At 66.8% G+C, this 13,485-nt stretch carries 14 protein-coding genes; 7 read left to right on the top strand and 7 right to left on the bottom strand.

All coding sequences use genetic code 11. The features are described 5' to 3' along the window. The first annotated feature begins 102 nt into the window (after window positions 1-102). Entirely contained in the window at window positions 103-744 is a 642-nt protein-coding gene (locus OG976_RS16080; protein WP_328350523.1) for a TetR/AcrR family transcriptional regulator, read from the top strand. Window positions 745-885: 141 nt separating this feature from the next. Here the strand turns inward: OG976_RS16080 and OG976_RS16085 are convergent, their stop codons facing one another. The 3 genes from OG976_RS16085 to OG976_RS16095 are packed head-to-tail and all read right to left on the bottom strand — an operon-like array spanning window position 886 to window position 2,881. Continuing rightward, window positions 886-1,665 (bottom strand): site-2 protease family protein, encoded by a 780-nt coding sequence (locus tag OG976_RS16085; RefSeq protein ID WP_328350524.1) that lies wholly within the window; start codon window positions 1,663-1,665, stop codon window positions 886-888. 9 nt (window positions 1,666-1,674) lie between these two features. Next, window positions 1,675-2,247, bottom strand: a complete 573-nt coding sequence (locus OG976_RS16090) for a hypothetical protein (protein WP_328350526.1) — start codon at window positions 2,245-2,247, stop codon at window positions 1,675-1,677. 25 nt (window positions 2,248-2,272) lie between these two features. Next, window positions 2,273-2,881, bottom strand: a complete 609-nt coding sequence (locus OG976_RS16095) for a peptidase M50 (RefSeq protein ID WP_328350528.1) — start codon at window positions 2,879-2,881, stop codon at window positions 2,273-2,275. Window positions 2,882-2,950: 69 nt separating this feature from the next. Between OG976_RS16095 and OG976_RS16100 the strand changes: the two genes are divergently transcribed. Genes OG976_RS16100 through OG976_RS16110 form a run of 3 tightly spaced genes read left to right on the top strand, consistent with a single transcriptional unit; the run spans window position 2,951 to window position 5,581 of the window. Then, window positions 2,951-4,249, top strand: a complete 1,299-nt coding sequence (locus tag OG976_RS16100; RefSeq protein ID WP_328350530.1) for an adenylosuccinate synthase — start codon at window positions 2,951-2,953, stop codon at window positions 4,247-4,249. After that, window positions 4,246-4,878, top strand: a complete 633-nt coding sequence (locus OG976_RS16105) for a PaaI family thioesterase (RefSeq protein WP_328350532.1) — start codon at window positions 4,246-4,248, stop codon at window positions 4,876-4,878. Before OG976_RS16100 ends, OG976_RS16105 begins: the two co-directional genes overlap by 4 nt. A 19-nt stretch (window positions 4,879-4,897) precedes the next feature. Continuing rightward, a complete protein-coding gene (locus OG976_RS16110) occupies window positions 4,898-5,581 on the top strand; it encodes a hypothetical protein (protein WP_328350534.1) in 684 nt (227 codons plus the stop codon). 30 nt (window positions 5,582-5,611) lie between these two features. Here the strand turns inward: OG976_RS16110 and OG976_RS16115 are convergent, their stop codons facing one another. Both OG976_RS16115 and OG976_RS16120 read right to left on the bottom strand, forming a co-directional pair. Further along, complete coding sequence (locus tag OG976_RS16115) at window positions 5,612-6,691, bottom strand: linear amide C-N hydrolase (RefSeq protein WP_328350536.1); 1,080 nt, start codon at window positions 6,689-6,691, stop codon at window positions 5,612-5,614. Between the two features lie 49 nt (window positions 6,692-6,740). Beyond that, window positions 6,741-7,529, bottom strand: coding sequence for an IclR family transcriptional regulator (locus OG976_RS16120; RefSeq protein WP_328350538.1), 789 nt, complete (start codon window positions 7,527-7,529; stop codon window positions 6,741-6,743). A gap of 130 nt (window positions 7,530-7,659) precedes the next feature. Here OG976_RS16120 and OG976_RS16125 point away from each other — a divergent pair, with 130 nt between their 5' ends. Further along, a complete protein-coding gene (locus tag OG976_RS16125; RefSeq protein WP_328350540.1) occupies window positions 7,660-8,229 on the top strand; it encodes a TetR family transcriptional regulator in 570 nt (189 codons plus the stop codon). A 246-nt stretch (window positions 8,230-8,475) separates the two neighbouring features. Here the strand turns inward: OG976_RS16125 and OG976_RS16130 are convergent, their stop codons facing one another. Next, complete coding sequence (locus OG976_RS16130; protein WP_328350542.1) at window positions 8,476-8,613, bottom strand: hypothetical protein; 138 nt, start codon at window positions 8,611-8,613, stop codon at window positions 8,476-8,478. A gap of 147 nt (window positions 8,614-8,760) precedes the next feature. On the opposite strand from OG976_RS16130, the gene OG976_RS16135 reads away from it, so the two are divergent. Continuing rightward, window positions 8,761-11,001, top strand: coding sequence for a carbohydrate-binding protein (locus OG976_RS16135; RefSeq protein WP_328350545.1), 2,241 nt, complete (start codon window positions 8,761-8,763; stop codon window positions 10,999-11,001). 261 nt (window positions 11,002-11,262) lie between these two features. Then, complete coding sequence (locus OG976_RS16140) at window positions 11,263-11,388, top strand: hypothetical protein (RefSeq protein WP_328350548.1); 126 nt, start codon at window positions 11,263-11,265, stop codon at window positions 11,386-11,388. Here OG976_RS16140 and OG976_RS16145 read toward each other — a convergent pair. Next, complete coding sequence (locus OG976_RS16145; protein ID WP_328363637.1) at window positions 11,385-13,475, bottom strand: MMPL family transporter; 2,091 nt, start codon at window positions 13,473-13,475, stop codon at window positions 11,385-11,387. The genes OG976_RS16140 and OG976_RS16145 overlap by 4 nt on opposite strands. Window positions 13,476-13,485: the final 10 nt, after the last annotated feature.

Below are 13,485 nucleotides of genomic sequence, written 5' to 3' on the forward strand. Positions count from 1 at the left end.
GCAAGCGACGGTCTGACGTTTGATCCCCCGCCTGTGGTCACATTTACGTACCATTGGGAATGTAACCTCACCTGAAAACAGACCCTCAGTAGAATTCGAGCCATGTCGATGTCGCCCAACCAGCCCAGGCGGACCCAAGAGGAACGCAGTGCGGCGACCCGTGCCCGACTCCTGGACGCGACCGTCGAGTGTTTGACGATCTATGGCTATGCCGGCACGACCACCCCGCGCATCGCCGAGATGGCGGGCCTGACCCGTGGCGCCCAGATGCATCACTTCGGCTCCAAGCACGAGATGATCACGGCCGCGATGCACCACATGACGGCCCGGACTGTCACCACCGTGGTCACCGGGTTCAAGGACGGGTTCACCCGAGCCGCTGACCCGATCGGTGCGATTCTCGACCTCATCTGGGACGTCCACGCTGCACCGGGATTCGTTCCAGTGGTTGAACTTTGGGTTGCCGGCCGCACTGATCCGGAGCTGGCCCGAGAGGTTTCGAAGTTCGCGCCGATCGCGGCCAGTGCGGTCACCGCAGCCGTGCTCGAGCCGGTTCCGCACCACTTGCACCCGGCAATGCTCGAGTTCGTCTACACCGCGATGGACACCCTGCGCGGCATTCTCATCCCCAGCTTCGTCGATGCCGACAAGACCCAGGCCGAGCGTCGGTGGCAGACCGCGGCCACCGTTCTGCGCCGGATGGTGCATCCGGAGCTCCGCGACTGGCTGGAGTCCCCAAATTAATGACGCTTTAGTAAATAGGGACGAAAGTCACTTCCGCACTCACATACATGTCAGTATGTTTGTGATGCCTACCGGGGTATGAGGACCGGGGTGAGGCGGCAACGAAAGAGGGGGTCGTTGCGGTCACGCCCCGGTCTTCGTTTATGCCCAGGCAGACCAGAACCGCGTCAGCTGGGCTCCGATCGCCGCGAGACCACCGGGAACGCCAGAGACGTCGAAGACTCCGTACACCAGGGAGAAGAACCACCGGTTCGGCCCGGGTGCCAGCAAGACCACCAGCAGGATCAAGAACCCGAACTGCTTGGCCGGTGCCACCGCCCGCTGCGTCTCGGGGCTCAGATGCGGCTCCAGGGCGCCGTAGCCGTCCAGCCCGGGGATCGGCAGGAGGTTCAGCAGCAACGCCGTGATCTGCAGAAACCCCAGGAATGCGACGGCTGACCAGAACACGCCGTGGTCGGGGTCGTAGAACAGCCGGGTGGCGGCCAGCAGCAGCACCCCGAGCACCAGGTTGGCGAACGGGCCGGCGAGGCTGACGATCGTGCGTTGCCGGGGCGTCATCAGCCCGGTACGGACGTACACCGCTCCGCCCGGCAGTCCGATCCCGCCCAACGCGATGAACAGCAGCGGAAGGCCGATCGACAGCAGCGGGCTGGAGTACTTCAGCGGGTTGAGCGTGAGATACCCACGCACCGCGACGTCGTGGTCGCCGAACCGCCACGCGGTATAGGCGTGCCCGAACTCATGCAGGCACAGCGAGACCACCCAGCCTGCGATGACGAAGATGACGACCCCGGCGTAGGCCATCGGCCGCACGGTGTCCGCGGCGAGCCATGCCAGCACCCCGCCCAGCACGGTGACGGCGACGATGACCAGGAAGATCGGGCTCGGACGCACGGACTGATGCAGGGGGCGGACACTCACGCCACGAAGCTACCCGGTGCTGTCGATGAGGACCGTGGAGTAGCCGAGTCCGATGTAGGCGGCAAGGACGACGATCATCACCGCAGCGAGCGCGGTGTCGGCGAGTGTTCTCCGCAGGAACACCCCGAGGACGCCGCCGGCGATGATCAGAGACTGAAATAGCAGGTCGGAGTCCCATCCCTGCTGACCGATCGCGAACCCGTGCAGCAGATTGATGGCGACCACGCCGATCAACACCCCGAAGAACACCCGCCGGACCCGGTCGAATGACTCAGCCGGGGACAGGACGTCGCCGGGGTCACTTTTCGCCGCGGGCAACAGGAACGACATGATCAGAATTCCGGCGGGGACGGCGAGGAACCCGAGCAACTCCAGGATCGAGATCTGCGTGACGGTGTCGCGGTAGTAGGTCACCGCCAGCCACACCTCGACGATGAGCGCGAGCAGGAACACCTGCCACAACAGCGCAGGAACGAATGGCCGCCGCTCGCGGTCTCGCGACCACTCCCGTACGGCGACCGCGATTTCACCCAGTACCTGGGCGAACGACGTGCCCAGAATGACGGTGTAGAACCACCACACGGCGCGATCATGTCATCCGTCGCGGTCAGCCGACGCGCAGCCACCCCGTGACGTGCCGGTAGAACGCCGCCCGCTTGACCTCGCGCGGCCCGCTCACCCCGTCCCGGACCACCCGGGCGCCCGTGCCGCCGAACTGGACGGCCCGGCCTGTCAGCCAGCGCTGTGGGCGCATCCGGCCCGTCAGGACCGCGGCCCGCAGCCCCGGCATCGCCGTCATGGGCTCGATCCGCACACCCCGGACCGGCCCGTCGAAGAGCACCTCGTCGTCGACGACGGCTTCCCCGTGCAGCGTGGCCTCATCCCCGGGCGGCAGCCACAACGCCGCCCCCACCACCACCGTGCCCGACTCGTCGCGGATCAACGGAACCCGTTGCGCCGCAGCCGTTACCGCCGCCCGCGCCCCGCGCCATCCCGTCACGTGGGCGACTTCGACGTCCAGCCGTTCGGTGCGCAGCAGCCGGGTCAGCACCGTCGCCAGGTCTGCCTCGGTGCCCACCACGACGACCCGTCGCAGCCCCTCGACCGCGGCGTCGATACCCGCCGCGCCGTCCGCGTCGTGGCACCGCAACGAGGCCAGTGGACGGGGTATCCGACGGTCCCCGAAACGCAACACGGAGATATCGGTGTTGGTCAACGACACTCCTCGTCTCGCGCTCCGATAGGGTGGGTCACCGGCTTGACCACAATAAGCAGGAGAAATGCCATGCCGGCAATCGTCCTCATCGGCGCCCAGTGGGGTGACGAAGGCAAGGGAAAAGCCACCGATCTTCTCGGTGGCCGTGTGCAGTGGGTGGTGCGGTATCAGGGCGGCAACAATGCCGGCCATACCGTGGTGCTGCCGACGGGTGAGAACTTCGCACTCCACCTGATCCCGTCGGGCATCCTGACGCCCGGGGTGACCAACGTGATCGGCAACGGGGTGGTCGTCGACCCCGGCGTGCTGCTCACCGAGCTGGCGGGCCTCGACCAGCGGGGTGTCGACACGTCGCGGCTGCTGATCTCGGCAGATGCGCACCTGCTCATGCCGTATCACGTGGCCATCGACAAGGTCACCGAGCGCTACATGGGCAGCAAGAAGATCGGCACCACCGGTCGCGGCATCGGCCCCTGTTATCAGGACAAGATCGCCCGCATGGGCATCCGGGTCGCCGACGTACTCGACCGTGACCTGCTGGCCGCCAAGATCGGCGCGTCCCTGGAGCTCAAGAACCAGATCCTGGTCAAGATCTACAACCGCAAGGCGCTCGACCCCGACGAGGTGGTCGAGACCCTGCTGGAACAGGCCGAGGGCTTCAAACACCGCATCGCCGACACCCGGCTGCTGCTCAACAATGCCCTGGAGTCCGGCGAGACCGTGCTGCTGGAGGGTTCGCAGGGCACGCTGCTCGACGTCGACCACGGCACCTACCCCTACGTGACGTCGTCGAACCCCACCGCCGGCGGTGCGGCCGTCGGATCCGGGATCGGTCCGACCCGGATCACCACCGTGCTGGGAATCCTGAAGGCGTACACCACCCGGGTCGGGTCGGGTCCGTTCCCGACCGAGCTGTTCGACGAGTACGGCGCCTACCTGTCCAAGACCGGCGGCGAGGTGGGCGTCACCACCGGGCGGCCCCGGCGATGCGGCTGGTTCGACGCTGTCATCGCGCGCTACGCCACCCGGGTCAACGGCATCACCGACTACTTCCTGACCAAGCTCGACGTGTTGTCGAGCCTGGAGACCGTGCCGGTCTGCGTCGGGTACACGGTCGACGGCAAGCGCACCAGCGAGATGCCGATGACCCAGAGCGACATCGCCCGCGCCGAGCCGATCTACGAGGAACTGCCCGGCTGGTGGGAGGACATCTCCACAGCCCGCGAGTTCGACGACCTGCCCGCGAAGGCACGTGATTATGTGCTGCGGCTGGAAGAGCTTGCCGGAGCGCATGTTTCGTGCATCGGCGTCGGCCCCGGCCGGGATCAGACGATCGTGCGGCGCGACATACTGGCGCCGCGGGGATGAGCGACCCGCACCAGGTAGACCCCGAGTACGACCGCCACGGCGGCTTCCCGAAGTTCGAGCCCGCCGACCCCGGTCCGGGCTTCGGCCGGTTCATTGAGGCGATGCGGCGGGTGCAGGACTTCGCGGTGTCGGCCGACCCCGATCGCGATACCTGGGACGTCGCCGCGGACCGCGCCGAAGAACTCGCCGCACTGCTCGCGCCGTTCGAGGCGCCCGAGGGCGTGGGTCCGGCCAACCGGGTGCCGAGCCTTCCCGGCGCAGGCAGCCTGTTGATGGCGCCCTATCGCGTAGCGAAGTTCACCGGCGACGGCGTCGAGCTCAGCGTGCAGTTCAGCCGGTTCCACGTCGGCGGTAACTACGCCGTCCACGGCGGGGTACTGCCGTTGATGTTCGACTCCGTGTTCGGCATGGTCATCCACGCCACCGGGCGCCCGATCAGCCGCACCGCCTTCCTGCACGTCGACTACCGCAATGTCACACCCATCGACGTGCCGCTGACCGTGCGGGGCTGGCTGGACCGGGCGGAGGGTCGCAAGGCGTTCGTCAAGGCCGAAATGACCGACCCGGACGGAAAACTGCTCGCTGAAGCTCATGGTCTGATGGTGCGTCTGCTGCCCGGCCAGCCCTGACATCTGTCACCATGACGGCGTGATCGAACATCGCTCCAGGACGCTCAAGGCACTGACAACCCCGCGGGCCGCCGCCCTGGCCGGAGTGCTGTTCGCCCTGCTGTTCGGCGCGGTGCTCATCCTGATCCGGACGTCGCTGCCCGAAGGCGGCTCGCCGGGATCGCAGTGGCTCGACACCGGTAGCGCCAAGATGAACGTCGCGGCCAAGCTCATGCCGTTCGCCGGGATCAGCTTCCTGTGGTTCATCGGCGTGATCCGCGACGGGTTCGGGCGCTATGAGGACAGGTTTTTCTCCACGGTGTTCCTGGGCAGCGGGCTGCTGTTCCTGGCCATGATGTTCGCGACCTCGGCGGTCGGAGCCGGTCTTGCCGGCAGCAACCTCGCGGTCGCGGGTACCGAGATCAACACCGACGTCGCGCTCTTCGGTCAGATGACGGTGCTGGCGCTGTCGAAGACGTACGCAGTGAAGATGGCCGCCGTCTTCATGATGTCGCTGGCGACCATCTGGTTGCGCACCGACTTGATGCCGAAGTGGCTCGTGGGGCTGACTTACCTTGCGGCCGTGGGCATCCTGGTGGCCAGCGACCTGAACATGTGGATCGTGATGGCGTTCCCGGTCTGGGTTCTCATCGTGAGCGTGCTACTGCTCACCCGCGCAGGGGTTTTCGAGCGGCATCGCGACGAGTACTGGGAGCATGGCTAGCCGTACCGAGCACATCGTGCCGCCGAGCGGTCATGGCGCGAGGAAGGTGATCGGTTCGGCTGGGGCGAAGTCGGCGTCGACATTGCCGATGATCGCATCGTTGTTCTCGACAGAGACGGCACGCACTCCTGACCCGGGCGCAAAGTTCAGCTGATTCAAGTTCGCCCAGACGATGTTGGGGCTCAACGTGGATTCGAAGTAGTACACCTTGGTGGTCGCATCGGAGACCGACCGCCAATACGTCGGGGACAGGTTGGGGTGCGCGGCGTCGGACACACCCCAGGGCACCGATACGTTGCGCATCACGCTGAAGACGCCAGCCACGGCCTTGCGATCATCGGTGGTCTGCGGCAGCTGGCTCAGGTAGTAGGACGCGCGCACAAATCGATCCTCCGAGCGGATGGACCCCGGCAGCTCGCTGTTGGGATCCCTGTTCTTCCACTGCGCGGCGAGCGCGAGCTGCTTGTCATAGGTCGGACTGTTGGTCATGACCTGGTACTGGCGGCCGTGGTGAACCACGACCTTGCCGTTGAGGTATTCGAAGATCGCCGAATCGCCGCTGGCATCGGAGACGGCCAGGTGCACGGTCGGTTTGCCGATCTTGTTGGGGCCGAAGTCGACCGGGACGATGTAGATCGACGGGTTACTGAAGGCGTCGACCACTTCGTTGACGGTAGAGAAACTGGTCAGGACGTACTGCACCCATCCGCCGAACGAGAGCCGCGGCCGGTTGTCGGTCGGTGCGGGGCCGAAGTCGGCTTCGGACAGGTACAGCAGGTTGGCCACCAGCCCGGTTTCGTTCATGCCGTCGAAGACCCCGTTGACCGGTCCGCCCGGATTCGCCGCACCGGCGACGACGACCGCGCCGTACTTGCTCGTCCACGACAGGGAGTTGACACCGCCGGAACCGTCCTGGGTGAGGCCTTCCGGAATGACGTAGAGGTGAGCGTCGAACGAGTACGGCCAGTCCATCGACCTTCCGGTGATGACCGCACCGTTGGGGCCCAGCCAAGTGACGCGTGTGCATGCGCCCGCCCCCGGCGCGGTGGCCAGCAGGCACACGGCCGCGACGAGCGGGGCCAGAATGCGGGTCCAAGTGCGATGTCTCATGTGATCCATTTCTGCTCGTGCGCCGGCTCCGGGGCGGGGCCGAACGATACTAAGGGGTGAAGGTGGCGCCGGGCCGCGTCTCGATCGACGTCAGCTCAGCAGCCAACGCTGTTTTCGCGGCCATCACGTCGATCTGGGGATTGAACCGGGCAAGCGCCTCGATGGCCACGCCGAGCTTCTGCCGCATTCGGCGGGTGGGGATGACGACCCCGATCGCCTGCAGCCCCCCAATGGGCGCGTTGATCGCCGTGGCCAGTGCGCAGACTCCGGTGCGGTGTTCTTCGGCATCGATGGCCACGTTCAGCCGCCTGATGGTCTCCAGTTGGTTCACTAGTTCGTCGCGATCGGTGACGGTGGCCGGGGTAAACCGGGGCATCGGCCCCTGCAGGAGACTGTGCAGAGAACTGTCTGTGATCCGCGACAACAGCGCTTTTCCTAAACCGTTGGCGTGCAACGGAAAACGCTTGCCGATGCTTGCGGTTCCGCCGAGCGGCTCCGGCCCGCTCACCCCGTCGACGATGACGGCGTTGTGGCCACCGACGACGGCCAGCTCGGTGTTCTCACCCAACGCGCGTGAGAGGGCGATCAGGTGGCTCCGATTCGCGGACACCAGGCGCAGGTGTGCATCGATCCCGAAGTTGAGCAGTCCGGGGCCGAGCGTGTAGCAGGTGCGTGCCGCCACACGCGTCACGTACTGCTCGCGTTCGAGGGCCTGCAGGATGCGGTGAACGCTGGAGCGTGAGAGCCCGGTGCGGGTGGCCAGGTCGGTCACGGTCAGCGGACCCCGGCCCTTGGAGATGACGTCCAGAACCACAGTGACACGCCGCAGGTCCGGCATGGTCGGCTCCCTTCACTGCCCGCGGTCGGCACCGCAGGGGTCGTATTGCGCTTCGCGGACCAGACGAACTGGTTCGTTCGTCTGACTATAGCGTACCGGACGGACTATTTCGTCTGGCTATGATCGGGGAGTGCGGAACGCGACAGAGCTGCGGAATGAGATCTTGGCCGCGGCTCGCGCTGAGTTCGCCCAGCACGGGCTGGCCGGCGCCCGTATCGACCGGATCGCCAAGGCCGCGCCCGCCAGCAAGGAACGCCTCTACGCGCATTTCGGCGACAAAGAGACCCTGTTTCGTGCAGTGGTCGCCCGCGACACGGCCGAGTTCTTCCAAGCGGTGACGCTGCGCCCTGATGCTGTCGCCGAGTTCGTCGGCGAGATCTACGACCTGGCCCGCGAACAACCCGAGCATGTGCGGATGAACAACTGGGCACGCCTGGAAGGGGTCGTCCTCGACGAACCGCAGGCCGATGGTCACTCCGTCGTCGACGACACTGTCGAGGCACTCCGCGTCGCCCAGGACAGGGGTTACGTCGATCCGGTGTGGCAGCCGTTCGATCTTCTGATGTTGTTGTTCGGGATCGGACTGGCCTGGGCGCATTCACCCGATCCCAACGCCGTGTCCGACGATCCGGCCGTAGTGGCGCGCCGCCGTGCGGCCGCGGTGGAGGCCGCTGCCCGCGTCATCGCCGTACGAGCGTGATCGGTGATCGGGCAGTAGCTGCCGGCCGATCGGGAACCGTTGCCCCGTCCCGATTCTCGGGACAGTAAAACAGCGCACTCCCGAGCGCCGTCGGGGACGTGTTCCGACGATGCCCGGCCGACGCCACAAGGCCGGCCCCGATGCCGCCAGTACCAACGATGCGAGGCGATACCGTGGTGCGCCCAGCCGCGGTGTAAGTCCAGCTCACCGCGCAAATCCGGTGCGCTAGGCCGCCGTCGCCTTCCATCACGGCATGGCGGCGCCGAGAGCGACGCCCGTCGGTGCCAGGCGCCCTGTCTCCACGATGCGCGACGACGTCGGCCGGCCGGGGCGGAACACCGAGTGGCCCCCGAATCCGGGCGTCCACAACCGATTCGACGGCATCGGGTTGAGTGTTTTCAGATAGCTTGCTGCCGTTAGGAATTAAAGCCAACGAGGGCAGCCAGACGCCTCACCGGCGGCGTGAATGGCAATGCCGACACGCGGTCTGTCGGGAAGTCCATGCCAACTCGACATCGAGGAGGAACTGCCGTGGGAACTCACTCGTCGTCGCCCAGAACGGCCGTCCACCGGCACGCACAGGCGAATAGCGGGCGCCACCGCAAGCGGTCGCAGCGCCGAATCGAGCCCTACTCGTGGCTGGGCGCCGGGGCAGTCGCCCTAGGCATGGGTGCCGCGCTGGCCTACGGATCCGGCGTGGCCCACGCCGACGACGGATCTTCTGCTGGCAGTGCAGCTTCGCCGAACGCGCAGTCGCCGACCAAAGGCGGGGCGACCGCCCAGCCTGCGGGCCGTGCCGCCAAATCTTCGGGTTCGGCTAAGCGCACACCGTCGGTGGGGACGACGAAGACTGCGACCACACCGGCAGTCGCCGCGACGACGGTGCGGTCCGCCTCCGCGGTGAACTCCGCCGGAGCCGCAGTCGCGTCGAACGGCGTAGCGACGACCACAACCGCCTACGAGGCTTCCGGCGTGTACACCGGCGGTCAGGTGGTGACTGTGAACGGGGTGACCTACCGAGCGAACTGGTGGACCAGCGGCGCGGATCCGACGACCAACAACGGCGCCGCCGGTTCCGGTCAGCCCTGGACCGTCGTGTCCTCGGGTTCCGGCACGACGGGTTCGGGCGCGACGGGTTCCGGCACGACGGGTTCGGGCACTACCGGTACGTACGAAGCTGGTTCGGTGTACACCTCTGGAGCCGTGGTGACCGTGGATGGTGTTACCTACGAAGCTAATTGGTGGACCAGTGGCGCCGATCCGGCGACCCATAGTGGTGCTGTCGGATCCGGTCAGCCCTGGACCGTCGTCTCCTCGGGCACGACCGGTTCCGGCACGACTGGTTCCGGAACGAGTAGCTCCGGCACGAGTGGCACGGGCACGACGAATTCCAGCGGAGTCGTGACCTACTCGGCCGGCTCGGTGTACACCGCGGGAGCGCTTGTGACCGCGAACGGGATTACCTACCAGGCCAACTGGTGGACCAGCGGCGCCGATCCGGCGACCAACAGCGGTGCCGTCGGATCCGGTCAGGCATGGACTCTCGTCGGACCGACTGCCACGGCAGCGCCGTCAGCTCCCGTCAACCTTGCCGTGTCGAGCGTCAGCGCGAACGCGGTGTCCCTGTCGTGGAGCAACGGCGGTGGATACGCGGCGAGCTACGACGTCTTCCAAGACGGACTCAAGACAGCGACGGTCGCGGGCACCTCAGCGTTCGTCAGCGGACTGACGCCCTCGACCGCATATATGTTCACTGTCGCAGCGGTCAACTCCTACGGGGCGTCTGCGCAGAGTTCCCCACTGTCGGTGACGACCTCGGCCCAGGGCTCGACCGCCGGGTATTACTTCTCGCCGTACGTCGACATGTCGCTCACCGTCGGCCAGAACGTCGTGTCGATGGCACAGCAGGCCGGCCTGGACCACGTCACACTGGCCTTCCTGCAGAGCAGCGGTTCGGGAAACATCGGGTGGGGTGGTAGCGGATCAATCGCCAACGACCAGCTGTCCAACGGAACCTCGATCAAAACCGTTGTGCAGCAATTGCAGAGCAACAACGTCGACGTGACGATCTCTTTGGGCGGTGCGGTCGGGGTGGACCCGGCTGTGGCAGCGACGTCGGCACGTCAACTGCAGAGCCAATTGCAGTCGGTCATCGACCGCTACGGCGTCAACTCCCTGGATTTCGATGTCGAGGGATCGGCGACGGCCAACGCGGCAGCCAATCAGATTCGCGGCCAAGCCATCGCCGCCCTGCAGGCTGCAAACCCCGGACTGAGGATCAGCTTCACGCTGCCCGTTCTCCCTACCGGGCTCACCCAGGATGGTCTCAGCGTCCTCGCGGCGGCGACGACCGCCGGGGCCCACGTCGACATCGTCAACATCATGGCCATGGACTACGGCTCGGCCGTCGACAATGGCGGTGACATGGGGCTCAGCGCAATCCTGGCGGTCCAGAGCACCGAGGCCCAGCTCGACAAGATCGGACTGGCCGACACCAAGATCGGGGTGACTCCGATGATCGGCCAGAACGACGTCTCGAGCGAGGTTTTCACCCTTGCCGACGCACGCGAACTGGTGGCGTATGCGGCGACGGACCCGCGTATCGCGGAGCTCTCGATGTGGTCGCTGGCCCGCGATAACGGTTCCGGCGCCGGAACGCGGTGGGCCTCACCGACCAGCAGCAGCCTCAGCCAGAGCGACTACGCCTTCGCGGCGATCCTCGGCCACTCCGGCCAGGCTGCTTCTACCATCCCCACCAGCGTCCAGATGTAGCTGACGATGACCACCCGCGTGACATCCATGTCAGGCACAGTGAAAGAGAGGGCGATTATGTTCGCGAACGATTCATCCCGAGAGCGCCACCGAGCACCCGCGAGAGTTGTCGGTGCCGCGGTGATGATGACGCTGGCCGGCCTTATCGGCGCGTGCGGGCATAACGAGTCGCCAGCACCGGCCACCACGTCCAGTCCAAGTGTTACCCAGACCGAGAAGAGTGCTGGAACCGACGGCGGGGCAAACAAATTCACCCCGACGATGACCGCCCCCGTGACGACGCCCCCGCTCAACTCCGGTAACAGCGGCTACAACGGTCCGGGCGAGAACAACAACGGCGGCCCCAAGAACAACAACGGCGGTGGACCCGGCGGCGCTGGCCACTAAGGCGCCTCGATCTCCTCGCGCTTGAACGCCGGCCACCAGATCCGCGGGCCGATCAAGGTGAACAGCGCCGGGATCACCACGGTGCGGACCACGAAGGTGTCCAGCAGGATGCCCAGGCCCACGATGATGCCCAACTGGGTCAGCACGATCAGAGGCAGCACACCAAGCACGCAGAACACCGCGGCCAAAACGATTCCCGCACTGGTGATCACCGCGCCGGTGGCCGACACCGCGCGCACGATGCCACCGCGGGTGCCGTACATCGGCGTCTCTTCCCGGGCCCTGGTGACGAGGAAGATCGTGTAATCCACGCCGAGGGCCACCAGGAACAGGAAGGCGAACAGCGGTGTGGTGATGTCGAGGGCTGGGAAGCCGAGCACGTGAACGCTCACCCAGCCGCCGAGGCCGAGTGCGGCCATCGTCGACAAGACGGTCGCGGCGACCAGTACCAGCGGTGCGATCATCGCCCGCAGGAGCACGTATAGCACGGCGAGCACGATGATCAGGATGGCGGGGATCACCACCCAGCGGTCGTGGATCGCGGCTGTCTTGGCGTCGAACGCCTGCGCATCGGAGCCGCCGACGAGCGCACCGGGGTCGGCGTCCCTCAGGGAACTGCGAAGCGCTGCAACGGTATCGAATGCCTTCTGCGAGCCTGGTGCGGCGTCGGTGACGACCTGCCACTGGGTCAGTCCGGTGGGGGACTGGCCGGCAAGGTTCACCGACACTACCCCGGGGGTGCCCTGGATCGCGGCGGCGACGGCGTCGGCCTTGTCGGTATGGCCGAACACCCGGGTGGGGTCGGTCAGGCCGCTGGGGTAGTGAGCTGACAGGGTTTTGAAGCCGGTGACGGAGTCCGCGCTCACCCGGAACTGGTCGATCTGGTTGAGGCCGACCGGGGTCGCGAGCAGGCCGGTGGCGAGCACGGCCAATGCGGCGATCGATACGACGGCGACCCGGGTGGCGTGCTGGGACACCCAGTCTGCTATCCGATGCCACGCGCCGGTGGTGGTGATCTCCTCGGATCCGGCCTTGGGGACGAAGGGCCAGAACAACTTCCGGCCGAACAGGGCCAGCAGCGGCGGGAGCATCAGCAGCACGAACACCGCAGCCACCAGAAGTCCTGACGCGGCCTGCACGCCGAGGCTGCGAGTGCTCGGCGAGGACGCGAACAGCAGTGTCAGCAGCGCCAGGACCACGGTCGCGTTGCTGGCCACGATGGCCGGACCGGCATGGCGCACCGCCGTTTGTAACGCCTGGCGGTGGTGCTCGACCGGATGTCGCCGGCCGGGCGGCTCCGGCGTGTGGCGCAGTTCTTCGCGGTAGCGCGAAATCAGCAGCAGCGCATAGTTGGTGCCGGCGCCGAACACCAGCACGCTGGTGATACCTGAGGTCGAGCCGTCGGCCGTCATCCCGCTGGCATCGGCGATCGCCGATCCCACCACGGCAGCCACCCGGTCGGCGAAAGCGATGACCAGAAGCGGCACCAGCCACAGCACGGGGGAGCGGTAAGTGATGATCAGCAGCAGCGCCACCACGGCGCCGGTGACGGCCAGCAGGGTGACGTTGGCCCCGGAAAAGGCGTTGGCGATATCGGCGCCGAACGCCGGGCCGCCGGTGACATTGACCACCAGATCGCCCGGCAGCCCGTCTTTGGCGGCCTCGCGAAGTTCCTTGACTGTGTCGCTGAGCGCGAACCCGGACAGTGTGGAGTCCAGCGGCACCGGCGCCAGGGCGGCCTTGCCGTCGGTCGACGGCACGACAGGGATCGGCGGACCCGCAGGGCCGGCGACGGCGACCATCCGGCCGCGGGCGTCCTCGGCCGCGGCGAGATCCGATGGCGACAGTGTGCCGCCGTCGCCGCGGGTGGCGACCAGGATCACCGGTGCCTGGTCGCCGCCGGGGAACTCCTTGAGCAACGCCGCCGCTTTCGCTGACTCCGCGCCCGGCGGCAGGGAGACCGGCGACTTGTCGGCCGATGCGCTTTCGCCGAGGGCGCCCATGAGCCCGACGCCGATCATGGCCACGAGCACCGCGATCACCCAGGAGAAGCGGACGGAGAGCAGCTCGCCGATGCGGTCCCACATCGGCGGTGTC

Source organism: Mycobacterium sp. NBC_00419 (assembly GCF_036023875.1).
Taxonomy (GTDB): Bacteria; Actinomycetota; Actinomycetes; order Mycobacteriales; family Mycobacteriaceae; genus Mycobacterium.